The 24,810-nt window shown below is 68.0% G+C and carries 17 protein-coding genes; 9 read left to right on the top strand and 8 right to left on the bottom strand.

Annotated features, from left to right (window positions below; translation table 11 throughout):
- The first annotated feature begins 25 nt into the window (after positions 1 to 25).
- From NPJ82_RS15540 to NPJ82_RS15520, 5 genes are read left to right on the top strand one after another with little or no spacing between them, the layout of a single operon-like run.
- Positions 26 to 1,468 carry an NAD(P)-dependent oxidoreductase gene (locus NPJ82_RS15540; RefSeq protein ID WP_342657923.1) on the top strand — a complete coding sequence of 481 codons (1,443 nt, stop codon included), beginning with the start codon at positions 26 to 28 and terminating at the stop codon, positions 1,466 to 1,468.
- Complete coding sequence (locus NPJ82_RS15535) at positions 1,465 to 2,052, top strand: DUF2059 domain-containing protein (RefSeq protein WP_342657922.1); 588 nt, start codon at positions 1,465 to 1,467, stop codon at positions 2,050 to 2,052. The genes NPJ82_RS15540 and NPJ82_RS15535 overlap by 4 nt, the downstream gene beginning before the upstream one ends.
- Positions 2,052 to 6,563 (top strand): glutamate synthase large subunit, encoded by a 4,512-nt coding sequence (gltB, locus tag NPJ82_RS15530; RefSeq protein ID WP_112381615.1) that lies wholly within the window; start codon positions 2,052 to 2,054, stop codon positions 6,561 to 6,563. The genes NPJ82_RS15535 and gltB overlap by 1 nt, the downstream gene beginning before the upstream one ends.
- 38 nt (positions 6,564 to 6,601) lie before the next feature.
- A complete protein-coding gene (locus NPJ82_RS15525) occupies positions 6,602 to 7,273 on the top strand; it encodes a glutathione S-transferase family protein (RefSeq protein WP_112381614.1) in 672 nt (223 codons plus the stop codon).
- Positions 7,273 to 7,644 carry a tRNA-binding protein gene (locus tag NPJ82_RS15520; protein WP_342657921.1) on the top strand — a complete coding sequence of 124 codons (372 nt, stop codon included), beginning with the start codon at positions 7,273 to 7,275 and terminating at the stop codon, positions 7,642 to 7,644. The genes NPJ82_RS15525 and NPJ82_RS15520 overlap by 1 nt, the downstream gene beginning before the upstream one ends.
- A gap of 66 nt (positions 7,645 to 7,710) precedes the next feature.
- On the opposite strand, the gene pepN is transcribed toward NPJ82_RS15520, so the two are convergent.
- Entirely contained in the window at positions 7,711 to 10,302 is a 2,592-nt protein-coding gene (pepN, locus tag NPJ82_RS15515) for an aminopeptidase N (protein ID WP_342657920.1), read from the bottom strand.
- A 531-nt stretch (positions 10,303 to 10,833) separates the two neighbouring features.
- Between pepN and NPJ82_RS15510 the strand changes: the two genes are divergently transcribed.
- The 3 genes from NPJ82_RS15510 to NPJ82_RS15500 all read left to right on the top strand — a co-directional run bounded on the left by NPJ82_RS15510 (position 10,834) and on the right by NPJ82_RS15500 (position 14,229).
- Positions 10,834 to 11,688 (top strand): MBL fold metallo-hydrolase, encoded by an 855-nt coding sequence (locus tag NPJ82_RS15510; protein ID WP_342657919.1) that lies wholly within the window; start codon positions 10,834 to 10,836, stop codon positions 11,686 to 11,688.
- Between the two features lie 65 nt (positions 11,689 to 11,753).
- Positions 11,754 to 13,385 (top strand): M28 family peptidase, encoded by a 1,632-nt coding sequence (locus NPJ82_RS15505; protein ID WP_342657918.1) that lies wholly within the window; start codon positions 11,754 to 11,756, stop codon positions 13,383 to 13,385.
- Between the two features lie 10 nt (positions 13,386 to 13,395).
- Positions 13,396 to 14,229, top strand: a complete 834-nt coding sequence (locus tag NPJ82_RS15500; RefSeq protein ID WP_342657917.1) for an NAD(P)-dependent oxidoreductase — start codon at positions 13,396 to 13,398, stop codon at positions 14,227 to 14,229.
- Here the strand turns inward: NPJ82_RS15500 and NPJ82_RS15495 are convergent.
- The 7 genes from NPJ82_RS15495 to NPJ82_RS15465 all read right to left on the bottom strand — a co-directional run bounded on the left by NPJ82_RS15495 (position 14,139) and on the right by NPJ82_RS15465 (position 21,490).
- Positions 14,139 to 15,059 (bottom strand): DMT family transporter, encoded by a 921-nt coding sequence (locus NPJ82_RS15495; protein ID WP_342657916.1) that lies wholly within the window; start codon positions 15,057 to 15,059, stop codon positions 14,139 to 14,141. The two genes, NPJ82_RS15500 and NPJ82_RS15495, sit on opposite strands and share 91 nt — an antisense overlap.
- A complete protein-coding gene (locus tag NPJ82_RS15490) occupies positions 15,056 to 16,057 on the bottom strand; it encodes a beta-eliminating lyase-related protein (protein ID WP_342657915.1) in 1,002 nt (333 codons plus the stop codon). Before NPJ82_RS15490 ends, NPJ82_RS15495 begins: the two co-directional genes overlap by 4 nt.
- Positions 16,058 to 16,111: 54 nt before the next feature.
- Positions 16,112 to 16,306 (bottom strand): hypothetical protein, encoded by a 195-nt coding sequence (locus NPJ82_RS15485; RefSeq protein ID WP_342657914.1) that lies wholly within the window; start codon positions 16,304 to 16,306, stop codon positions 16,112 to 16,114.
- Entirely contained in the window at positions 16,303 to 16,470 is a 168-nt protein-coding gene (locus NPJ82_RS15480) for a hypothetical protein (protein ID WP_342657913.1), read from the bottom strand. Before NPJ82_RS15480 ends, NPJ82_RS15485 begins: the two co-directional genes overlap by 4 nt.
- Positions 16,471 to 16,786: 316 nt before the next feature.
- Entirely contained in the window at positions 16,787 to 18,895 is a 2,109-nt protein-coding gene (locus tag NPJ82_RS15475) for a PBP1A family penicillin-binding protein (RefSeq protein WP_342657912.1), read from the bottom strand.
- A gap of 74 nt (positions 18,896 to 18,969) precedes the next feature.
- Positions 18,970 to 20,262, bottom strand: coding sequence for a dicarboxylate/amino acid:cation symporter (locus NPJ82_RS15470; RefSeq protein ID WP_342659037.1), 1,293 nt, complete (start codon positions 20,260 to 20,262; stop codon positions 18,970 to 18,972).
- A 55-nt stretch (positions 20,263 to 20,317) separates the two neighbouring features.
- Positions 20,318 to 21,490 (bottom strand): MFS transporter, encoded by a 1,173-nt coding sequence (locus tag NPJ82_RS15465; protein ID WP_267349881.1) that lies wholly within the window; start codon positions 21,488 to 21,490, stop codon positions 20,318 to 20,320.
- A gap of 241 nt (positions 21,491 to 21,731) precedes the next feature.
- Between NPJ82_RS15465 and NPJ82_RS15460 the strand changes: the two genes are divergently transcribed.
- Positions 21,732 to 24,713, top strand: coding sequence for a TonB-dependent receptor (locus NPJ82_RS15460; protein WP_342657911.1), 2,982 nt, complete (start codon positions 21,732 to 21,734; stop codon positions 24,711 to 24,713).
- Positions 24,714 to 24,810: the final 97 nt, after the last annotated feature.

Genomic DNA, 24,810 nt, shown 5'->3' with positions numbered 1-24,810 from the left:
AATATCCGCGTCTTCGGAGGCGGGTATGGCGAACGAATCTATGTTGAAGTTCGTGGGACGCGAGCAGGCTTATCCAGCCAAGCGAGACGCGACCCATCGTGCGGAAGATTTTCAGGAGATCGCAGGGCGCTATGCCGTTGCGGCCGCCGAAGATCAGGCGGGGCGCTGTTCGCAGTGCGGCGTGCCCTATTGCTCGGTGCACTGTCCGCTGCACAATCACATCCCCGACTGGCTGCGCCTGACCGCCGAGGGGCGGCTGCGTGAAGCCTATGAGCTTTCCAACGCGACCTCGACCATGCCGGAAATCTGCGGGCGCATCTGTCCGCAGGACCGGCTGTGCGAGGGGAATTGCGTGATCGAATTCTCCGGTCACGGCGCGGTCACGATCGGGTCGGTCGAGAAGTTCATCACGGACACCGCCTGGGAAGAGGGCTGGGTCGAGCCGCTGGTACCGGGGCCGGCACGCGGACTGTCCGTGGGCGTGATCGGCGCGGGGCCGGCAGGGTTGAGCGCGGCGGAATATCTGCGCGGTTACGGCTATGACGTGCATGTGTACGACCGGCACGACCGGGCCGGCGGGCTGCTGACCTACGGCATTCCGGGGTTCAAGCTGGAGAAGCCTGTGGTGATGCGCCGCGTCGAGCGGTTGAAGGCGGGCGGCATCGTGTTTCACGAGGGCTTTTCGGTCGGCGAGGATGCCAGGCTGGACGAGCTTCGCCAGCGGCATGACGCGATCCTGATCGCGACGGGGGTATACAAGGCGCGCAACGTCGATGTGGACGGTGCGGCCTCCGAGGGCGTGATCGCGGCGCTGGATTACCTGACCGCATCGAACCGCAAGGGCTTTGGCGACACGGTCGAGGCGTTCGAGGACGGCCGGCTGGATGCGGCGGGCAAGAATGTGGTGGTGATCGGCGGCGGCGACACGGCGATGGACTGCGTGCGCACCGCCATCCGCCAGGGCGCCAAGAGCGTGAAGTGTCTGTACCGCCGCGACCGCGCGAATATGCCGGGCAGCCAGCGTGAAGTCGCCAATGCCGAGGAGGAAGGCGCCGAGTTCGTCTGGCTGTCCGCGCCGCTCGGCTTCGAGGGCGGCGAGGCGGTGCATGCCGTGCGCGCCAACCGGATGCGGCTGGGGGCGGCGGATGCCAGCGGCCGGCGCTCGCCCGAGGTCGATCCGGGCGGCGAGTTCGCGCTGGAGGCGGACATGGTCATCAAGGCGCTCGGCTTCGACGCAGAGGACCTGCCCGGCCTGTTCGGTGCGCCCGAACTGGGCGTCAGCCGCTGGGGCACCGTGCTGGTCGACAGCCGTACGCTGATGACCAGCCTGGACGGCGTGTTCGCCGCCGGCGACATCGTGCGCGGGGCCAGCCTGGTGGTGTGGGCGATCCGTGACGGCCGAGACGTGGCGAGCGCGATGCACAAGTGGCTGAAGAACAAGGCCAAGAACGAAAGGCAAGCGGCGTGAGGCGCATCGCATATGGCGCGGCGCTGACGCTGGCGATGCCAGCCGCGGCGCTCGCACAACAGGCGAGCCCGCCCGCGACCGCCGTCGCCGCGCCGATCGAGCCCGCGCGACTGGCCGCGGCGCGGCAGGTGATCGACCTGATCATGCCCCCCGCCACGCGCGCCGCGATGATCCGGTCGATGCTCGACCCGATGCTGACCAATATCCGTCAGGGCATGATGCAGGCACCCGTCTTTGCGGACGCGATCGGTCGCGACCAGCGCGCCCGTGCCACGTTCGACACCTTCATGACGCGCCAGAACGAGAAGACGATGGCGATGTTGGAGGCGGACCTGCCCAGCATGGTGGAGGCAATGAGCCGCGCCTATGCCCGGCGCTTCACCGTCGCACAGCTCGGTGACCTTCGCACGTTCTTCGAAACGCCGACGGGGCAGGTCTATATGCGCGAAGCGTCCACCCTGATGAGCGATCCGGACGTGTCGGCATGGCAGCGGCAGATGATGGCCCGGTCGATGGAACGGGTTCAGCAGGACGTGGCAGCGTTCACCAAGGACATGGCGAAGATCCAGCAGGACAAGAAGTGATGACCGACCAGCGCACCTATCTTGCCGAACATGGCATGTACCGGCCCGAGTTCGAAGGCGATGCCTGCGGCGTCGGTCTGGTCGCGGCGACCGACGGGCGCGCGTCGCGCCGCGTGGTGCAGTCGGCGGTCGATGCACTGAAGGCGGTGTGGCACCGCGGCGCGGTGGACGCGGACGGCAAGACCGGCGACGGTGCCGGCATCCATCTGGACCTGCCGATCCGCTTCTTCGACGACGCGGTGGCCGCATCGGGGCACAAGGTGCGGCCGAACCGGCTGGCGGTGGGCATGATCTTCCTGCCGCGCACCGATCTGGGCGCGCAGGAGACGTGCCGGACGATCGTGGAATCGGCGATCATCGAGGCGGGCTACACCATCTATGGCTGGCGCCAGGTGCCGGTCGACGTGTCCGTCATCGGCATGAAGGCGCAGGCGACGCGCCCCGAGATCGAGCAGATCATGATCGCCGGGCCGATGCCCGACGAGGTGGACGCCGCCGAGTTCGAGAAGAACCTGTATCTCGTCCGCCGGCGCATCGAAAAGCGGGTGATCGCCGCGCAGATCAGCGGCTTCTACATCTGTTCGCTGTCGTGCCGGTCGATCATCTACAAGGGCCTGTTTCTGGCGGAAAGCCTGTCGGTCTTCTATCCCGACCTGACCGACCAGCGGTTCGAAAGCCGCGTCGCGATCTTCCACCAGCGTTATTCGACCAACACCTTTCCGCAATGGTGGCTGGCGCAGCCGTTCCGTTGTCTGGCCCATAACGGCGAGGTGAACACGATCCGCGGCAACAAGAACTGGATGCTCAGCCACGAGATCCGGATGGCCTCGATCGCGTTCGGCGACAATTCGGAAGACATCAAGCCGGTGATCCCGGCGGGTGCGTCCGACACTGCCGCGCTGGACGCGGTGTTCGAGACGATCTGCCGGTCGGGGCGTGACGCGCCCACCGCCAAGCTGATGCTGGTGCCGGAAGCGTGGCAGGCGGACGCCGACGTGCCCGGCGATCATGCCGCGATGTACCAGTATCTGGCGAGCGTGATGGAGCCGTGGGACGGCCCGGCGGCACTTGCCATGACCGACGGCCGCTGGGCGGTGGCCGGCATGGACCGTAACGCGCTGCGCCCCCTGCGCTATACGCAGACCGCCGACGGGCTGCTGATCGTCGGATCGGAAAGCGGCATGGTCGTGGTGCCCGAGGCGACGGTTGTCGCCAAGGGGCGGCTGGGGCCGGGGCAGATGATCGCGGTCGACCTGGCCGAGGGCAAGCTGTTCCACGACCGTGCGATCAAGGACCGGATCGCAGGCGAGCAGGATTATGCCGCGATGATCGGCGAGTTCCTGACGGTGGACGACCTGCCGGCGGCCGGGGAGGATGCGCTGATGCGCTACGGTCGGGCCGATCTGGCGCGCCGGCAGGTGGCGGCCGGCCAGACGCTGGAGGATATGGAGCTGATCCTGTCGCCCATGGTCGAGGGCGGCAAGGAAGCCATCGGATCGATGGGCGACGACACGCCGCTGGCGGTCATTTCCGACAAGCCGCGCCTGATCAGCCAGTTCTTCCGGCAGAATTTCAGCCAGGTGACGAACCCGCCGATCGACCCGCTTCGCGAACGCTACGTCATGTCGCTGAAGACGCGGTTCGGGAACCTTGCCAACATCCTGGACGTGCGCGACCAGCGCGAGCGCGTGCTGGTGCTGGACAGCCCGGTGCTGACCGGTGCCGACTGGCAGCGGCTGCGCGCGCATTTCGGACGCTCGGCCGCCGAGATCGACTGCACGTTCGAGGCCGATGGCGGCCCCGAAAAACTGCGTGCCGCGATCCAGCGCATCCGCAACCAGGCCGAGCAGGCGGTGCGCGAGGGCCGGTCCGAACTGTTCCTGACCGACGAGCATGTGTCGGAGGACCGTGTCGCGATCGCGGGTGTGCTGGCGGCGGCGGCGGTGCACACGCATCTCGTTCGCCGGGGCCTGCGCTCCTATGCATCGATCAATGTGCGTTCGGCCGAATGCCTGGACACGCATTATTATGCGGTGCTGATCGGGGTCGGCGCGACGACGGTGAACGCCTATCTGGCCGAGGCCGCGATCGTCGATCGCCATGGCCGCGGCCTGTTCGGCGACCTGTCGATCGAGGACTGCCTGACGCGGCATCGCACCGCGATCGAGGAAGGCCTGCTCAAGATCATGTCGAAGATGGGGATCGCGGTGATCTCCAGCTATCGCGGCGGCTACAATTTCGAGGCGGTGGGGCTGTCCCGCGCGCTGGTCAACGACCTGTTCCCCGGCATGCCCGCCAAGATCTCGGGCGAGGGCTATGCATCGCTGCATTACAGCGCGCTGGTGCGGCACGAGGCGGCGTGGGATGCCGCGGTGGCGACGCTGCCGATCGGCGGCTTCTATCGCCAGCGTCATTCGGGCGAGACGCACGCCTATTCCGCGCAGCTGATGCACCTGCTCCAGACCGCGGTCGGCACCGACAGCTATTCGACCTATCTGCAATTTTCGCGCGGGGTGGCGGATCTGCCGCCCGTCTACCTGCGCGATCTGTTGCAGTTCAACTTCCCCGGTGAAGGGGTGCCGGTCGATCAGGTCGAGGCGATCACCGAGATCCGCAAGCGCTTCGTGACGCCGGGCATGTCGCTGGGCGCGCTGAGCCCGGAAGCGCACGAGACGCTGGCGATCGCGATGAACCGCATCGGCGCCAAGGCGGTGTCGGGCGAGGGCGGCGAGGACAAGAGCCGCTACACGCCCTATGACAATGGCGACAACGCCAATTCGACGATCAAGCAGATCGCGTCCGGGCGGTTCGGTGTCACCGCCGAATATCTGAACGCATGCGAGGAGATCGAGATCAAGGTCGCGCAGGGTGCCAAGCCCGGCGAGGGCGGGCAGCTGCCCGGCTTCAAGGTGACCGAGTTCATCGCCAAGTTGCGCCATGCGACGCCGGGCGTGACGCTGATCTCGCCGCCGCCGCATCACGACATCTATTCGATCGAGGATCTGGCGCAGCTCATCTACGACTGCAAGCAGATCAATCCGCGGGCGCGGGTCTGCGTGAAGCTGGTGTCCTCCGCCGGTATCGGCACGGTGGCGGCGGGCGTGGCGAAGGCGCATGCCGACGTCATCCTGGTTTCCGGCCATGTCGGCGGTACGGGTGCGAGCCCACAGACCAGCATCAAGTACGCCGGTACGCCATGGGAAATGGGGCTGTCGGAGGTCAACCAGACGCTGACGCTGAACGGGCTGCGCGGGCGCATCCGCTTGCGTGCCGATGGCGGGCTGAAGACCGGGCGCGACATCGTGATCGCGGCAATCCTGGGTGCCGAGGAGTTCGGCATCGGCACGCTGAGCCTCGTGGCGATGGGATGCATCATGGTGCGCCAGTGCCATTCGAACACCTGCCCGGTGGGCGTGTGCGTGCAGGACGAGCGGCTGCGCGCCAAGTTCACCGGCACGCCGGAAAAGGTCATCAACCTGATGACCTTCATCGCCGAGGAAGTGCGCGATATCCTGGCACGGCTGGGCTGCAGGAGCCTGGACGAGGTGATCGGGCGCACCGAGTTCCTGCGGCAGGTGAGCCGCGGTGCGGAGCATCTGGACGATCTGGACCTGAACCCGATCCTCGCCAAGGTCGATGCGACCGATGCGGAACGGCGCTTCTCGCTCAACACCTTCCGGAACGACGTGCCGGACAGCTTGGACGCGCAGATCATCAAGGATGCGTCCGCGGTGTTCAGTCGTGGCGAGAAGATGCAGCTGACCTATTCGGTGCGCAATACGCACCGGGCGGTGGGCACGCGCCTGTCGAGCGAGATCACCCGCACCTTCGGCATGAGCAAGCTGGCGGACGGGCACGTCACGATCCGGCTGCGCGGGAGCGCGGGCCAGTCGCTGGGCGCGTTCCTGTGCAAGGGCATCACGCTGGAGGTATTCGGCGACGCCAACGACTATGTCGGCAAGGGCCTGTCCGGGGGCACGATCATCGTGCGGCCGGCGGTATCGTCGCCGCTCGCCAGCCAGGACAACACGATCATCGGCAACACCGTGCTGTACGGCGCGACCTCCGGCCGGCTGTTCGCCGCCGGGCAGGCGGGCGAGCGCTTTGCAGTGCGCAATTCCGGCGCGACCGTCGTGGTCGAGGGATGCGGCGCGAATGGCTGCGAATACATGACCAACGGCATCGCGGTGGTGCTGGGCACGGTCGGCGCGAACTTCGGTGCAGGCATGACCGGCGGCATGGCGTTCATCTACGACGCCGAGGACCGCTTTGCGGCGCGGGCCAATCCGGAGAACATCGTGTGGCAGCGCCTGGCATCCGAACACTGGGAGGGCGTGCTGCGCGATCTGGTCGAACAACATGCCAAGGCGACCGACAGCCGCTGGTCCAAGGGGCTGCTGGATGACTGGGACCGGGTCGCGGGCAAGTTCTGGCAGGTGGTACCCAAGGAGATGCTGACCCGGCTGGCCCATCCGCTCGACGACAGCGTGGCACTGGAAGCCGCGGAATAGGCTTGGCGAGGGCTGCCACTGGCGCTTAGGTGAGAGCCATGTGGCAGCTCTTCCAATTTCCCCTATGTCCCTTCTCGCGCAAGGTGCGCCTCCTGCTGGGCGAGAAGGGCGTGGGATACGAGCTGGTGCGCGAATCGCCCTGGCTACGGCGGGATGAATTCCTGGACATGAACCCTGCCGGCCAGACGCCGGTGATGGTCGACAACCAGCGCGGCATGCTGCTGATCGATTCGATGGCGATCTGCGAGTATTTCGAGGAAACCGTCGAAAAGGCCGCGATGATCAACGGCACCGCGGTCAACCGCGCCGAGATCCGCCGGCTGGTGACGTGGTTCGACACCCATTTCTACCGCGACGTGACCGGGCCGTTGCTGCACGAGCGGATGGTGAAGCGCGTCGCCAAGGTGGGCAGCCCCGATGGCCGGGCGCTGCGCGAGGCGATGAAGGCCGCGGTCGGGCATCTCGATTATACCGACTATCTGCTCGACCATCGCAACTGGCTGGGGGGCGCGACGCTGAGCCTGGCCGATCTGGCGGCGGCGGCGCAGATTTCGGTGGCGGACTATCTGGGCGGGATCGACTGGAAGGGGCATGAGCAGACCGCGCGCTGGTATCGCGGGCTGAAGAGCCGGCCCTCCTTCCGCCCGCTGCTGTCCGAGCGGATGGAGTTGATCGGGCCGCCGGCGCATTATGACAATGTGGACTTCTGATGCACGTATCGCATGACCCGGCGGCGGCGGCCGCGGAGACCATCGGGTTCGACGATTTCCTGAAGGTCGATGTCCGGGTGGGGACGGTGATCGCGGCTGAGCCGTTTCCCGAGGCGCGCAAGCCGGCGATCAAGCTGACCATCGACTTCGGCCCCGCCATCGGGATCAAGCGGTCGTCCGCGCAGATCACCGAGCATCATCCGGTGGATAGCCTGGTCGGTACCCAGGTGGCGGCGGTGGTGAACTTCCCGCCGCGGCAGATCGGGCCGATGATGTCCGAGGTGCTGACGCTGGGCTTTCCGGACGCGGACGGCAAGGTGGTGCTGGCGCGCCCGAGCGAACCGGTGCCCGATGGCGGACGGTTGTTCTGAGCGAGGGAAGCCGACGGCGTTGTGCTTGCCCTTCGCCTTCGCTCAGGGCGAACGGAGGTTCTTAGTTTATTCCAATGATTTGCTGGCCTGCTCGTAGAGATCGCGGGACAGGCCGGGAACCGCGACGATGCGTTGCAGCTCGGCGCGCATGAGGGCGGCGCGGGCGGCGTCGAAGCGGCGCCAGCGGCCGAGCGGGGGGAGCAGCTTGGCGGCGGTCTGCGGATTGAGGCGGTCGAGCGCGATCAACTGGTCGGCGAGGAAGCGATAGCCCGAGCCGTCGGCGGCGTTGAAGGCACGCTGGTTGACGCCGAACGCGCCGATCAGCGCGCGGGCGCGGTTGGGATTGGCGAGGGTGAAGTCCGGATGCCGGGCAAGCGCCGCGACCACCGCGCCGGTATCGTCGCGCGAGGACAGCGCCTGCGTCTGGAACCACTTGTCGAGCACGAGCGCGTTGCCGGCATAGCGCGTGTAGAAGCGGTCGAGGGCCGCCTGGCACGCCGGACCCCCGAGATTGACCAGCGTGCTGAGCGCGCTTTGCCGGTCAGTCATGTTGTCGGCCGCCTCGAACTGGCGGAAGGCGAGGTCGGCGGCGTCGGAGGCACCGCTGGCGGCGATATAGCCGAGCGCGACGCCGCGCAGCCGGCGCTTGCCCTTGGCCTCCGGCGAATAGGTATAGGCGCCCTGTCCAGTCTGGTCGTAGAGCGCACGCCAGCGATCGGCGAGCGCGGTGCCGAGCGCCCGGCGAAGCGCCTCGCGCGCGGCGTGGATCCCTTGCGGATCGACCACCGCCAACTGGTCGCCGACAAAGCTTTCGGAGGGGATCAGCACCGCCTCCGCCAGGAACGCCCAGTCGAGATCGGGGCCGTCGAGGGTGCGCGCGACCGCATCGACCACGCCCTGATGATCGGCCGCATCGCCGAGCGCGCCGGCGACGAGGGTGTCGAGCATCAGTTGCTGCATCGCCTCGTACCGGGCGAAGGGGTCGTCGTCATGCGCGGACAGGAAGGCGAGGTCGGCGGGCGAGCGGTCGCTTTCCACCACCACCGGGGCGGAGAAGCCGCGGTTGATCGACAGCACCGGCCGCTCGGCCACGGTTTCGAAGACGATGGTCTTGCTGGGCTGGTCGAGCAGGACGAGCTGGTCGTCGGTCAGCGGCTGGCCGGTTTGCGCGCCGAACAGGCGCAGGCGCAGCGGTAGCACCATGGATTGCTTGACCGGCTGGCCGGGGGTGGGGGGCACATGCTGGGCGAGGCGCAGCGTGGCGCGGCCGCCGCCGGCCTGATGCTCAAGGCTGGCGGAGACGCGCGGGGTGCCGGCCTGGCTGTACCACAGGCGGAATTGCGACAGGTCGATGCCGCCCGCTTCCTCCATGCAGGCCACGAAATCCTCGCAGGTGGCGGCGGTCCCGTCGAAGCGGTCGAAATACAGGTCCGTGGCGGCGCGGAAGGACTGGGGCCCCAGGATGGTCGCCATCATCCGGATCAGCTCGGCGCCCTTGTTGTAGATGGTGGCGGTGTAGAAGTTCGAGATTTCCAGATAGGCCTCGGGGCGGACCGGATGGGCGAGGGGCCCCGAATCCTCCGGAAACTGGCTGGCGCGAAGCCCGCGCACATCCTCGATCCGCTTGACCGCGGGCGAGCCCTGATCGGCGGAGAAGCCCTGGTCGCGATAGACGGTGAAACCTTCCTTCAGCGACAACTGGAACCAGTCGCGGCAGGTGATGCGGTTGCCCGACCAGTTGTGGAAATATTCGTGCGCGACGACGGCGGCGATCGCGTCATAGTCGTAATCGGTCGCGGTATCGGGATCGGCGAGGATGTAGCGGCTGTTGAAGATGTTCAGCCCCTTGTTCTCCATCGCGCCGAAGTTGAAATCGTCGACCGCGACGATGTTGAACACGTCGAGATCATATTCGCGGCCATAGACGCGCTCGTCCCACGCCATCGACAGTTTGAGCGCATGGAGCGCGTGATCGGTCTTGGGCAGGTCGGCGGCGCGAACCCAGATGCCGAGTTGCACCACGCGACCCGAACGGGTGGTGAAGGTGCCGCGATTGACCGCCAGATCGCCCGCGACCAGCGCGAACAGATAGGACGGCTTGGGAAAGGGATCGTGCCATTCGGCCCAGTGGCGGCCGTCCGGCAGCTCGCCCCGGCCGACGGGATCGCCGTTCGACAGCAGGACGGGAAAGCGCCGGGCGTCCGCGGTCATCCGCACCCGGTAGACGGTGAGGACGTCGGGGCGATCGGGAAAGAAGGTGATGCGGCGAAACCCCTCCGCCTCGCACTGGGTGCACAGATTGCCGCCGGACGCGTAGAGGCCCATCAACTGGGTGTTGCGATCGGGCGCGATCTCCACTTCCGTCTCGACGCGGTGCGCGTCGCCGGCAAGCGGCACGACAAGCCGCTCGCCCTCCATCCACCAGTCGTTGACCGCGACGCCGTCGACACGGACCGCCAGCGGGGTCAACCCCTCGCCATCCAGGCGCAGCGGTTCGCCGTGCGCGCCGCCGCGTTCCACCGACAGCGTGGCGCGGACGCGCGTGGCGGCCGGGTCGAGATCGAAATCCAGCGCCAGTTCGGGCACGCGCCAGGCGGGCGGGCGGTAATCCGCGCGGTGGATGACCGACGGGGTGGCGGCGCTGTGCTGCATGTCCATGGGCCGCAATATAGGGGCAAGCGGCGGCGGCGTCAGTGGGGTGATTCGGGGCATTTTCGGCGACATGGCCAGCCGGGGCGGCTGGAAGTGGACACTACATCCCCCCTCCTGTGTCCACTTACCGTTTTTGCAATCGTGCGCTGGGGGGAGAGGCCGGGTCTGGGGCCGGGTGCGCATGGCGTGGATGGTAGCGGATTCGGGGTTTGTAGGACAGCGGCGTGTGTTCCCTCGCCCCTTCGGGGAGCATCAGGTGAACAGCGCCCCGCGCTGTTCAGCCCATGCCGGGGGCATGGGCGACCTGATGCTGGAAGGGGCCCGCTGCCGTCAGGCAGTGGGAAGGGTGAGGGGTGGACCAGCAGTGCTGCGCTGCTTGGCGACCCCTCACCCTCCCACCGCTTTGCTGCGGGCCCCTCCCTCTCCCCGGAAGGGAGAAGGTAAGGTCATGAAAATCATCATGATTCAGGTTGGTGTCGGGTGGTTTGACCGGACCCTCCCCGGGCGCTGCACGTTGGCGGGCGGAAGGAGTAGCGGATGCGGATCCATCATCTGAACTGCGGTACTGATTGCCCGGTGGGCGGCGCATTGTTCGACGGGTGCAGCCACGGCGTGCTCGGGCATCTGGTCTGCCATTGCCTGTTGATCGAGACGGATGCGCATGGGCTGGTGCTGGTCGATACCGGCTATGGTTTGCGCGACGTGGCGCGGCCGCATGCCTCGCCCTCGCCGCGGATCACGCGGACGTGGCGGGCGATGCTGAACATCCGGCTGCGCGAGCGGGAAACGGCGATCCGGCAGGTCGAGGCGCTGGGATACCGGGCACAGGATGTGCGGCACATCGTGGTGACGCACCTGGATTTCGACCATGCCGGCGGGCTGGAGGATTTTCCGAATGCCGCGGTGCATGTGATGGCGCGCGAATATAGCGATGCGACGGGCCCGCGCGCGGGCGTCGTGGCGCAGGCGCGGTGGCGGCCGAGCCAGATCGACGGCGTGCGCGACTGGCAGCTATACGGTCCGCAGGGAGACGGCTGGTTCGGCTTCGAGGCGGTGCGCGACCTGAAGGGCCTGCCGCCCGAGATACTGATGGTGCCGCTGCCGGGACATACCTGGGGACATGCCGGGGTGGCGGTGGCGCAGCCGGGTGGCCGCTGGCTGCTGCATGCGGGGGACGCCTATTTCTATCGCGGGGAGATGCGCGAGGCGCGGCGGCGGTGTACGCCGGGTCTGCGCGCCTATCAGCGGCTGATGGAGGTGGATGCGCGCAGCCGGATGGACAATCAGGCGAGACTGCGCGCGGTGTCGATCGAGCAGGCGGACGTGGTGACGGTGACGTGCACGCATGATCCGGTGGAACTGGCGCGCGCGCAGGCGGGAAAGCCGCTTTGAGTGCTGTTTCGATCGGGTGCGATGTGCTTTAGGTGCGTGCAACAGTCTGTTCCGAAGGACCCTGCATGTTCCGTCGTATCGCGCTCGTTTCGCTGCTTGCCCTGTCCGCCGCCGTTTCCGCCCAAACCACGCCCGCCATCCCCGAACTGCCGGCCGATCAGGCGGCCATGCGCGCGCATGTGATGTTCCTGGCCTCCGACGCGATGAAGGGGCGCGAGGCGGGAAGCCCCGAATATGACATCGCGGCGCAATATGTCGCATCGCAATTCTATGCGGCCGGGCTGAAGCCGGCGGGCGATGCCGGCGGCTATCTGCAAAAGGTGCCGCTGGTCAGCTACAAGGCGGCCGATCAGGGAAGCTTCGTCTGGACGGCGCGCGGGGGGCAGCCGGTGACGCTGACCTTTGGCGAGGATTATGCGCCGTCGCCGGTGCCGGGGCATGCGGAAACCAGCCTGTCGGCGCCGGTCGTCTTCGTCGGCTATGGCATCGATGCGCCGCAATATGGCCAGAACGACTTCAAGGGCGTCGATGTGCGCGGCAAGATCGTGGCGTTCGTCCCCGGCACGCCCGCAGGGCTGGGCGGCGAGGAGCGCGCCTTTTTCGGCAGCGCGGCGAACAAGGCGGCACTGGCCGCCGCGCGCGGGGCGGTGGGCGCGATCCAGCTTGTCATGCCGAGCGCGGCGGGGCGGCAGCGGTCCTTCCAGCTGATGGCGGCCGGCTATGACCGGCCGCGCGTGGGCTGGGCCAATGCCGACGGCACCGTCCATAATCCGACGCCGGGCACGCCGATCCTGGGAACGCTGAGCGCGGCGGGCGCGGCCAAGCTGTTCGGCAAGGACTGGGATGCGGTGGTGAAGGCGGCGGCGGCAGAAACCCCGCGCTACCGGCCGGTGGCGGCCAGGGGCACGCTGACCGTCGCGCTGAAGACCAGCGCGACGCCGATGCCGAGCAGCAACGTCATCGGCATGATTCCGGGCAGCGACCCCAAGCTGAAGGACCAGGTGGTCGTGCTGTCCGCGCATCTGGACCATATCGGCGTCAACGAGGGCGGCGACGGCGACCGGATCAACAATGGCGCGCTGGACAATGCGATCGGCATCGCCAGCCTGATCGAGGAAGCCAAGCGCTTCAAGGAAAGCGGCAAGCCGCCGCGGCGCAGCGTGATGTTCCTGGCGGTGACCGCGGAGGAGAAGGGGCTGGTCGGTTCCGACTATTTCGCGAACAACCCGACCGTGCCCCTGACGTCGATCGTGGCGGACGTGAACCTGGACATGCCGATCCTGACCTACACGTTCGAGGACATGATCGTGTTCGGCGCCGAGCGCTCGACGCTGGGGCCGATCGTGCGCAAGGCGGTGGGGGCGCTCGGCCTGCCGCTGTCGCCCGATCCGATGCCGGAGGAAGGCATCTTCGTGCGCTCCGATCATTTCCGCTTCGTCCAGAAGGGCATCCCTTCGGTCTTCCTGTGGCCGGGCCAGAAGGGGCCGGGCGCCGCGGCGGTGAAGACGTTCATGTCGAACAACTATCACCAGCCGTCCGACGATCTGAGCCTGCCGATCGACTGGAGCCAGGGGCCGCGCTTCGTGGGCGTGAACTATGCCATCGCGCGCGAGATCGCGGATGGCGATGCGCGGCCGGTGTGGAACAAGGGCGATTATTTCGGCACGCTCTACAAGGGGCCGATGGCGGTCAAGTAAGGCGCATCGGGTGAGCCGGCTTCTGGTCTTCGGCATGGGTTATGTCGCGTCCGCGATGGCGGCGCGGCTGACCCGTGCGGGCTGGCAGGTGACGGGCACGACGCGCGACGGGCGGGGCGGCACGATCCGCTTCGACGATGACGCGGCGGTGATCGCGGAATGCGCGGCGGCGACGCATGTGCTGTCCTCGGTGCCGCCGGCGGACGAACGCGATCCGGTGCTGGACCGGTACGGTGCGCATCTGGGGCGCGACTGGCTGGGCTATCTGTCGTCCACCGGCGTCTATGGCGATGCCGGGGGCGCGTGGGTCGATGAGAGTGCACCGACCGGCGGCGGGCGGCGGGTGGCGCGCGCGCAGGCGGATGCGGCGTGGCTGGCGCGGGGCGCGCGGGTGTTCCGCCTTCCCGGCATCTATGGGCCGGGCCGCTCGCCGATCGACCGGGTGCGTTCGGGGCGGGCGCACCGCATCGGGCTGGCCACCCAGGTGTTCAGCCGGGTGCATGCCGACGACATCGTGGCGGGCGTGATCGCCGGGTTCGATGCGCCGGCCGGCGCCTACAACCTGGCCGACGATGTCCCATGCCCGCAGGACGATGTGGTGGCGTTCGCCGCGTCGCTGATCGGCCTGCCGCCGCCGCCGGTCGTATCCCTGGACAGCCTGTCGCCGATGGCGCGGGGTTTCTATGCGGAGAACCGGCGGGTGGCGAACGGCAAGGCGAAGCGGGTGCTGGGCTGGACCTTGCGCTTTCCCGATTACCGGTTGGGCCTGCGCGCGCTGAGCGCGATGACCAGCCCCAGCCCGGTGACGGCGGCCCCGGCGGCGGCGAGCGGCGACCAGCGATAGCCCTCGAACAGCGTCGACAGCAGCATCGCGATGACGGGGACGATGACGCTGGAATAGGCCGCCTTGGCCGGGCCGATGACGCGCAGCACGCGGTAATAGAGCGGAAAGGCGAGCGCGGAGGCGGCGAGGCCGAGATAGACGATGCCGGCGACATAGCCGGCGCGCCACTCGAAGCTGGGTGGCCCGGCCAGCGCATAGGCGAGCAGGGCATCCATGCCGGCGCCCGAGAGCATCGCCACGGCGAGGACGCTGTGCATCGGATAGCGTTTCGCGGTGCGGGTCGCCTGCATGACGTTGGCGGTGGAGGCGGCGAGGATGGCGAGGGCGGTGAAGCCGATGCCGGCAAGGGCGTTGGCAGGGCCGGCGGGATCGACGCGCGCCTCGTGCACGAAGAGGAGGGCGGCGCCGGCTATGGCGACGGCGGAGCCGGCGATGAGCTGTCCGCCGAGGCGCTGGCCGAGGAAGACGCGCGCGAACAGGGCGTTGGGGACGAGCAGCATCGCGAAGACGACGGCGACGAGGCCGGAGGTGATGAACTGTTCGGCGCGGTAGACGAAATTGAAGTTCATCACGAACTGGAACACGCCGATGGCGAGCGCGAACAGCAGCCCGCCGGTGCCCAGCCGGAAGCTTTCGCCGCGGAACTTCGCATAGGCGGCCATGGCGAGCCCGGCGACGAGGAAGCGGTAGCTGACCGACCAGGAGGGCGGCACCACGCCCAGTTGATCGCGGATGACCAGCCAGGTCGATCCCCAGATCAGCGTGACGATCGCAAAGGGGACGAGGATCGCCGCCTTGGTCGATTGCGGGCGGTGGTCGAAGTCGCTCACAGGAGGGCAATCGCATCGGCGAGGCGGGCGACGGCGTCCTCGTCGCTGTCCCAGGCGGTGACGAGGCGGATCTCGCCCGCCGCCCAGTCGTAGAAGTCGAAGCCTTGCGCACGGAGCGCCGCAGCCTCGTCCGGGGTCATGCGCAGGAAGACCTCGTTGGCCTCGACCGGATGGACCAGCCGGTCGCCAGCGGCGGCGGCGAGGCGCGCGGCATGCGCGTTGGCGGCAGCGCCGTTGGCGATCCACAGATCGTCCTCGACCATCGCCAGGATCTGCGCGGCGAGATAGCGGCCCTTGGAAAAGAGCAGCCCGGCCCGCTTGCGGCGGCGGCGCGCGGCATCGGCATGACCGGGGGTGAAGAAGACCAAGGCCTCCGCGCTCATCCCGCCATTCTTGACGAAGCCGAAGGACAGCGCATCGACCCCCGCGCGCCAGGTCAGGTCGGCAGGGTGCGCGCCGGTGCCGGCGACCGCATTGGCGAAACGGGCGCCGTCCATGTGGAGCGCGAGGTTGCGGTTCCGGGCAAGTTCGCCGATCGCGGCGACCTCTTCGGGTGCATAGACGCGGCCATATTCGGTGGCGTTGGTGATCGAGATGGCGTGCGGCTGGACGCTGTGGACATGCGCGGGGATCGCATCCAGCAGATGGGCGATGGTGGCCGGCGTCAGCTTGGCACCCTCGCCATCGGCCAGCATCAGCTTGGCGCCATGGGTGTAGAATTCGGGAGCGCCGCCCTCGTCATTCTGGATATGCGCGTCGCGGTGGCAGACGACGCCGCCATAAGGCGGGCAGAGGCTGGCGAGCGCGAGGCAGTTGGCGGCGGTGCCGGTGGGCACCCACAACACCTCCACCGCGGTATCGAACAGCGCGGAAAGCCGTGCGTCCAAGCCTTGCGACCAGCGATCGCCGTCATAGGCGGTGTCCAGCGTGTCGGCGGCGACGATCGCGTCGAGAACCTTGGGATGGATGCGGGCGGCGTTGTCGGAAAAGAAGCGCATGCGCAGCGCCTTGGGCGCGAGGCGCGGGGGCGTCAACGGCTGTCCGGCGATGCGTCAGGGTGCGACGACGATCAGCCGTTCCAGCGTGCCGATCCAGCGGGCGCCGCCATGCCCGGCCGCGGGCAGGTGCGCGGTCGCATCCTTGAGGCCCGACAGTGAGAATATGCCCCGGCACAGCCGGTTGCACAGATCGGTCATTAGCCACGTCACGACGCTGGTATAGAGAAGCGGGTGGAGCAGCGCGATCATCGGCCTGGTCCGTCTCGCCGATCGAGATCGACCGCCGCGGCGCGGACCTTGTAGATGCTGTAGGTGGATACGGCATGCGCCCGGGCGACGGTGGCGACATCGTCGCTCGACAGAGCGGTGGCGCCTCCGCTGCGTACGCGGCGCCCGTCACGGCGGCTTAGCACCGGTTGGTTTGGCCGGCAGCGGGGGCAATATGCAATTTTGCTCGTGAGAGGGGCAAATTCCCTTTTGGTATACATCGGGGTCAGCGCGGTTCCCCTCTCCCTTCCTGATGTTGGAGGGGGCTGTCGTGAAGCGATGGGAGGGTGAGGGGTAGACCAGCAGTGCTGCGCTGCTTGGCGGCCCCTCACCCCCCCACGGCTAAAGCCGCGGGTCCCCTCCAGCATCAGGTCGTCCATGCCCCCGGCATGGACTAAACAGCGCGGGGCGCTGTTTACCTGATGCTCCCCGGAGGGGAGAGGGCTTACCGGATGCCGACCTCTAGAAATCCTCGTCCGGTTCCTCTTGTCCGTCGCGGGGACGGCGGTCTTCGGGGGGTGGGCCGCGTTCCTCGTCGCGGCGGCCGCGGGCGGGGCCGACGATCAGCGAGCCGTCCTCGCCCAGCCGCATGTCGACGCCCATGCCCTGGATCAGGTCACCAACCGGGTCGCCGCTTTCCATCACATTGGCGTCGATGACGTTTTCGTCGACCGCCTCTTCCACGACCGGGGCGGGGACGGGGGCGATGTCGAGCGCGGATTGCATGAAGTCGCGCCAGATCCGCGCCGGCACGCCGCCGCCGGACAGGCCGGGATTGGGGGTGTTATCGTCGTTGCCGACCCAGACGCCGACCACCAGATCGCGCGCGAAGCCGACGAACAGCGCGTCGCGCGCATCCTGCGTCGTGCCGGTCTTGCCATATGCGTCGACGGTCAGCAGCGCCTCGCGCCCCGTGCCGCTGCGGATCGAGGAGCCGAGCAGGTCGAGCATCCCGTCATGCACGCTGGCGGAGAAACCCTGGGGGCGATCGGTCAGCGACTGGTACCAACTCTTGTCGCGGACATCGGCGAGACCGCGGGGTTGGACCGGATAGCTTTCGTTGGCGATCGCGGCATAGGCGGCGGTGAGTTCGAGGAGCGAGACGGTGGAGGTGCCGAGGCCGATCGTCGCCTCGTTGGCGATCGGGGTGGAGATGCCGAGATCGCGGGCCGCCTTGATGACCGCGCGGACGCCGACCTGTTGCGTCAGGCGTGCCGCCGCGACGTTGGAGGACCGCGCGAACGCCTGACGCAGCGTGATGTCGCCGAGATAGCGGCCGTCGCTGTTGCGCGGCTTCCACCCGGCGATGTCGACGGGGCGATCCTCGACGGTCGAATCCGGGGTCAGGCCGGAGCGGAGCGCGGCGAGATAGACGAACAGCTTGAACGCGGAGCCGGGCTGGCGGCGCGCCTGGGTGGCGCGGTTGAACGGGCTCTTGGCGTAATCCTTGCCGCCGACCATCGCGACGACGCGGCCATCGGGGCGCATCGCGACCAGCGCGACCTGCGCCTGACGCAGCCCTGCGCGGCGCACGGTGCGCTCCGCCAGGCGCTGGAGGCGGCGGTCGAGCGTGGTCCTGACGGTCGCCTCGGTCTTGATCTCGCCGGCCTGATCGCGTGCCTCGGGCAGCACCCAGTCGGCGAAATAGGTGCCGCTGGGCAGGGTTTCGGGGCGCTGCGCCAACACGCGTTGCGGGCGGACGGCATCGGCCTCCGCCTTGGTGAGGAAGCCGGCATCCTCCATCGCGGCGACGACCACCGCCTGCCGCTTGCGCGCGCCGGCGAGGTTGCTGGTGGGGGCGAGGCGCGAGGGCGCCTTGACCAGTCCGGCGAGCATCGCGGCCTGACCGATGTTGAGCGTCTTTGGCGTGCGGCCGAAATAATGCTTCGCCGCCGCATCGATGCCGTAGACATTGTCGCCGAAATAGACGTTGGACAGATAGCGCGACAGGATCTCGTCCTTGGTCAGCCACGCCTCCAGCCAGAAGGCGATCATCGCCTCGCGGATCTTGCGCCCGGCGGTACGATCGGAATCGAGGAAGGCGTTCTTGGCGAGCTGCTGCGTGATCGTGCTGCCGCCCTCGCGCACGCCGCCCGAGCCGAGATTGTGGACCAGCGCGCGCAGGATGCCGCGCGGGTCGATGCCCCAGTGCGAATAGAAGCGCCGGTCCTCGATCGCCATGAACGCCTCGCGCACATGCGGGGGCAGGGTGGCGGCATCGACGGGCTTGCCGATGATCGCGCCGCGCCGGGCGATCGGCTGGCCATCGTCGTCGGTCAGCGTGATCGAGGGCGGGGTAGGCGGTTGCAGCGAGCGCGAAAGGGGCGCGGTGACCGCCAGCCAGATGATCGCGACGACGAGCAGGACGATGCCGGCGCCGAGCCCGCGCACCAGCCACTTGCCCCAGGCGGGGCGGCGGCGACGAGCGGGCTCGTCCACCGGGCCGAAGGACCAGCATTCGTCATTTTCGTCATAATAGGGGCTGGCGTCGCCGATCGGCTCGAACGGGCGATCGGGTGGCGGACGCTCGCCCCGGAAAGGATCGTTGGAATTGAAGGGATCGGGGCGCATGACTTGGGGTTCCGGCGGTCGGCCACTCGCGTGTATTACCGTGGCAACGCACCGCTGGCAAGCTCATGCGCCTTTTACGCCGCGGGGGCGGCCTCGGGCAAGACGTCCTGCGTGGGCGTGTCCGCCAGCAGGCCGGCGCGTTTGGCGACCAGCGTCGGGACCAGCGCCTGCCCCGCGACGTTGATCGCGGTGCGGCCCATGTCGAGGATCGGGTCGATGGCGAGCAGGAGGCCGGCTCCCTCCAGCGGCAGGCCAAGGGTGGAGAGCGTCAGCGTCAGCATCACCACTGCGCCGGTCAGCCCCGCGGTCGCGGCCGAGCCGAGCACGGAAACCGCGACGATCAGCAGGTAATCGGTCGCATGGAGGGCAAGGCCGTAATATTGCGCGACGAACAGCGCGGAGATCGCCGGGTAGATCGCGGCGCACCCGTCCATCTTGGTGGTCGCGGCAAAGGGCACGGCAAAGGCCGAATAGGCGCGGGGCACGCCGAGGCGGCGTTCGACGGCATCCTCGGTGACGGGAAGGGTGGCGATCGAGGAGCGCGAGACGAAGCCGAGCTGGATGGCGGGCCAGGCGGCGGCGAAGAAGCGGCGGGGGGAGAGGCCGTTGGCGAGGAGGAGGAGGGGGTAGACGACGAAGAGGACGAGGGCGAGGCCGAGATAGACGGCAAACGCGAAGCTGCCCAGCGCCGACAGCGATTGCCAGCCATAGCGGACGATGGCGTTGCCGAGCAGCGCGCCCGAGCCGATCGGGGTGAGGCGGATCACCCAGGTGAGGATGCGGCGGAAGATGGCCAGCGCGGAGGCGTTGAACGACAGAAAGGCGTTGCCCGCCTCGCCCACCCGCACCGCCGCCACGCCGATGGCGACGGCCATGACGATGATCTGGAGGATGTTGAAGGACAGGGCGGTCGCGAAGCCGCCGGTGTCGGGCACCTTGGTGGCGGCGGACAGACCCAGAATATTGGCGGGAATCAGGCCGCGCAGGAAATCGAGCCAGGAGCCGGCGGTGTCGGGGCGGGTGGCGGTCGCGGGGGCGACGCCGGCGTGGAGGCCGGGTTCGAGGATGGTGCCGAGGGCAAGGCCGATGGTGACCGCGATCAGCGCGGTGATGGCGAACCAGATAAAGGTGGAGGCGACGAGCCGCGCGGCATTGTTGAGATTGCGCAGCGCCGCGATCGACGCGACGATCGCGGTAAAGACCAGCGGCACGACCAGCACCTTGAGCAGCTGGACGAAGCTTTCCCCGACGATGCGAAGCGCCTCGGCCAGGCCGGTGAGGTTCGACTGACGCGCGAGAAGGCCGAGCATCAGGCCGGCGGCCATGCCGACGAACACCTGTGCCCCGAAGGAGAAGCGGATCTTCATCGCGGCAATGTAGTGCATGGCGACAGCCGCGACAGCCAAGATTTGCGTGAGGCGGCTAAAGCGCGGGACGGGCACCGATGCGCTCGGCCAGGGCGATCGTCGCCAGCATGGCGAGCGACAGCATGGCGATGGCGATGCCGAGCCCCGGCCAGCCCCATAGCCCGACGACCAGGCCGCCGAGCGGTGGGCCGATCAGCGCGCCGCCCGCGCCGAACTGGGTCAGCAGGCCGTTGGCGGTGGCGATGCGCGGATCGTCGGCCGCGGCGGCGCGCGCCAGGATCGGCAGGCGCGCAAAGACGAGCGGGGAGACGAGGCCGCTGGCGCCCACCACCGCCACCGCGACGAGCGCCGCCATGCCCCAGCCGCCGATATCGGCAAAGACCAGCGGCGCGAGCAGCGCGGTGACGGCAAGTGCGGGCGCGACGATGCGCATCATCGCGCTGGACCTGAGCGCACCGCGCCGCATCAGCGCCATCGCGATCGCCGATCCGGGAAGCGCCGCAAGCGAGGCAAAGGCGGCGACGAGCCCGGCGGTGGCGAGCGAGGCACCGCGCATCTCGGTCAGGAAGGTGGGCAGCAACATGGTCAGCGCGCACAGGAACAGCGTGTAGAGGCCGAAGCCGAACGTGGCGATCCACGCCGCCGGCGCCGGCAACGCGAGCCCGCGGGACGCGGCGGTGCCGAGCGGCAGGCGCAGCGCCGGTATGACCGCCAGCGCCAGCAGCGCCGCCCAGAGCAGGAGCAGGCCGGTGGCGTCCAGCACTTGCGTCCCCATGCCCGTCACCGCGCCGCCGACCGCGACGCCGACGGGGACGAAGCTGCTCCACAGGGCCAGCGCGCGGGGGCGGTCGCGGTCGCTTGCGATGGCGGCGATCGCGGTGGGCGCGGCGATGACGACGAGAAGATAGCCGATCCCCTCCACCCCGCGCGCGACGAACAACGGGGCGGGGGTGGTGGCCAGCGCCTCGACCAGGCTGCATCCCGCCAGCGTGGCGAGCCCGGTGACCAGCGCGCGGCGATAGCCGATGCGGCCGAGCGCCAGCCCCGCGACAAAGCCGAGCAGGCCGCCGCCGACCTCCAGCAGCGAGATCAAGAGCCCGGTGGCGGGCAGCGACAGCGCAAAGCGGGCGCGCAGGACGGGCGCGATGGTGGAGAATTTGGCAAGCTGCGCGGCGGCCAGGACGCCGAGCAGCCAGAGCGCGATGATGGCGGGCCAGCGGCGATGCATGCGCCGCCGCCTAGCGGCGGGGCGGCGGGATCGCAAATGCAGGCGCCGTTTCGGCGGCGGCGCATGCCCGATGAGGACGGACGGGGCGGCGTCATCATACCTATTGAGGGCGTTTCTTGACGATACCCTGTCCGTCTGGAGTGACATCGGCGGAATTTGTCCGAGCGATGATTGACGACTCCTAAAACTTGTATGATAAACCGCATCAACAACGGAATACCGTGACAAGAGGAGGGGTGAGGTGAGAACAGCGATGCTGATCGGTGCGTCTTCGGGGGCGATGGCCCTGTTGCTGGCGGGATCGCCGGCGGCGGCACAGACCAATCCACCGCCGGCCGCGCAGACCGCGTCGCCATCGTCCGACACCTCGGACGCCGCCGCCCAGGATGTGACCACGCGAGAGAGCGTGCCGCAGGAGGCCGCGGGTCAGCAGGATGCCGGGGCGACCGGCGCCGAGGATGCCGATATCGTCGTCACCGGTTTCCGCCGCAGCCTGGCCGAAGGACTGGAACTGAAGCGTGAGGCGATCGGCGTACGCGACTCGATCGTGGCGGAGGATATCGGCAAATTTCCCGAGGCGAATGTTGCGGAATCGCTGCAGCGCATTCCGGGCGTGTTCCTGTCACGCGACGGCGCGTCCAACGAGGGGCAGAACATCAGCATCCGTGGCCTCGGTTCCAGTTTCTCGGTGACGACGATCAACGGTGCGCCGGTGCGCACCACCTCGACCGGCGGCATCGGCAATTCGGGGCGGTCGTTCAACTTTGACGTGTTCCCCTCCGAACTGTTCGGCCGGGTCGACATCTACAAGAGCCCGCTCGCCAATCTGGAAGAGGGCGGCATTTCGGGCAATGTGGATCTGCAGACGCCGCGTCCCTTCGACAACAAGGGGCGCACGATCCGCTACAATCTGGCGCAGAACTACAACACCCAGTCGGACGAGTTCCGGCCGCGCGGCTCGCTGCTGATCAGCGACACCTGGGGCAATTTCGGCGCATTGATCGGCGTGGCGTTCGCGCAGAACGTGAACGAGCGTTCGGGCTTCCAGTCGACGGGCGGGTATAATTCTACAACGCTGGCGGCGCCCGGTTTCCTGACCCCCGCGCCGCCGCCGAACACGACCGGCACCTTTCCCTTCGCGCTGGATCTGGACAATCCGGCCGCCAATTTCGGCAGCCTGACGCGCCAGCAGGTCGCGGGCGCCTTCCTGCCGCGCTTCTACCGCGTGTTCGCGTCCAGCAACGAACGCAAGCGCCTGGGCGGCGTCGCATCGCTCCAGTATAAAAGCGACCGGTTCGAGGCGAGCCTGGATGGCATCTATTCGCGCATCACCGACGTGAACGACGAATTCACCTTCGGCGTGCCGGTGCGCAACAGCCGCACCGTACCCGGCACGACCAGCCTGCCCGGGCGCGGCACCAATTCGGGCCTGATCCCGGTCGACGTCAAGATCGACCAGTACAACAACCTTTACGGCACGTTCGACAACAGCTCGATCCTGACCGAAAGCTTCTACCGCGACGCCAAGACCGAGTTCAAATACGGTATCGCGCGTGCCGCCTGGGACGCGACCGACACGCTGAAGCTGACCGCGCAAGGCAATCTGAACGAGAGTGTCGCTTTCTCGACCGGTAATCGCATCGTCACCAACATCTACAGCATCCGGACGACCTTCGACCCGACGGGCAATGTCAGCTATCCGACGATCAGCTCGCCCCTCGATTTCACCAACCCGCGCAACTTCACCGACCCCAGCCTGGGCTTCGGATCGGCGCGCGAGGTGGACAAGCAGCGCAGCGGGCGCGTGGTGGCGACCTGGGACGCGGGCGAGTTCGCCGGGGCGGAATGGTCGGCATTGCTGGGCGGCAGCTACGTATCGAGCGTGAAGGAGGTGGAGCGTCGCGACGGCACCGCGATCGGTCGCACGCATACCCTGCCGGGCGGCGGCACGTTCGCGTCGATCGACGTGATCGGCAACATGGTGCCGTTCCTTCCGTTCGGGCCTCTGCGCAACGGCGGCAATCCGGGCTATCCATCGAACTTCGCGACCTTTACGCGCGATTTCGTCAACGGGTATCTGGATGCGAACGGTGCCAACGCCGCATCGCCCGTGCAGCTCAATTCGGCATTTCGCGCCGAGGAGATCGTGAAGGCGGCCTTCTTCGAGGCGAACATGAAGCTGCCGCTGGGCGGCGGCGATCTGCGCGGCAATGTCGGCATCCGCTATGCCGACACCGACATCATCATCAACAACTATGTCCCGGCGGGCGGCGGCAACTTCGTCCCGCGCGAGCGGGAGGGCGGGTACAGCAACTGGCTGCCCTCGCTCAGCCTGGCATGGGACATCACGCCCAAAGTGCTGGTGCGCGCCTCCGCCGGCAAGACGATCACGCGCGCGGCACTGGTCGACATTGCCAGCGGGATCGCCATCCCCAACCGCTTCAACCCCGATGTGACGGTGGGCAACCCCGAACTCCGGCCGCAGACCTCCACCAACTACGACATCAGCGCCGAATGGTATTTCCAGCCGGGCGCCATTCTGGGGATCGGTGCGTTCAAGAAGAGCCTGAAGGGAACGCCGCAGGCAGTGACGATCTTCGGTGTGCCGTTCAGTTCGCTGCAACTGTCGCAGGACCTGTTCGACCGCCGTTCGCTGACGGGCAGCGACACGGGCACGATCCTGCCCGACCAACCGTTCAACGTGACCACGGTGCAGAACCAGGGCACGCTGGACCTGAGCGGGATCGAACTGTCGTACCAGCAGAGCCTGACCTTCCTGCCGGCGCCGTTCGACGGGCTGGGCGTGCTGGGCAGCTTCACCAAGGTCTGGCGCGATGGCAACGACTTCGTCACCAGCCAGGGCACCGCCGTCGGCATTTCGACGGTGCCGGATTATTCGTACAGCGCCACCGCATTCTACGAGAAGGGCCCGTTCGCGATCCGCGGGTCGTATAATTACCGTGCACGCGCCGGCAACAGCTCGATCAACAACGGCAACGACCAGATCGTCTATACCGCGCCGCAAGGCTTTCTGGACGGAACGGTCAGCTACCAGATCAACAAGCAGTTCGAGCTGCGCATCGATGCGCTGAACATCACCAACGAGAACCTCTACCTTTATTACGAAAATCCCGATCAGGAGAAGGGCAACGGCCTTTCGCGGCGGGACAATTCCTTCTTCAACGGCACCACCATCACCTTCGGCATCCGCGGCAGCTTCTGATCCCGACCCCTCCTGGGTGCCCGGCCCGGACCCCGGCCGGGCACCCGCTTTTTTGGCCGCTGCGGGTTGCGGTGGCCGGGTGGCTGTGCTGTTCGGC

Origin of the sequence: Sphingomonas sp. NY01 (assembly GCF_038809135.1) — a bacterium.
GTDB classification, from domain to species: Bacteria; Pseudomonadota; Alphaproteobacteria; order Sphingomonadales; family Sphingomonadaceae; genus Sphingomonas; species Sphingomonas carotinifaciens.
Note: the sequence above shows the minus strand (reverse complement) of the source record. Positions and strands in the feature narration are given on the sequence as shown.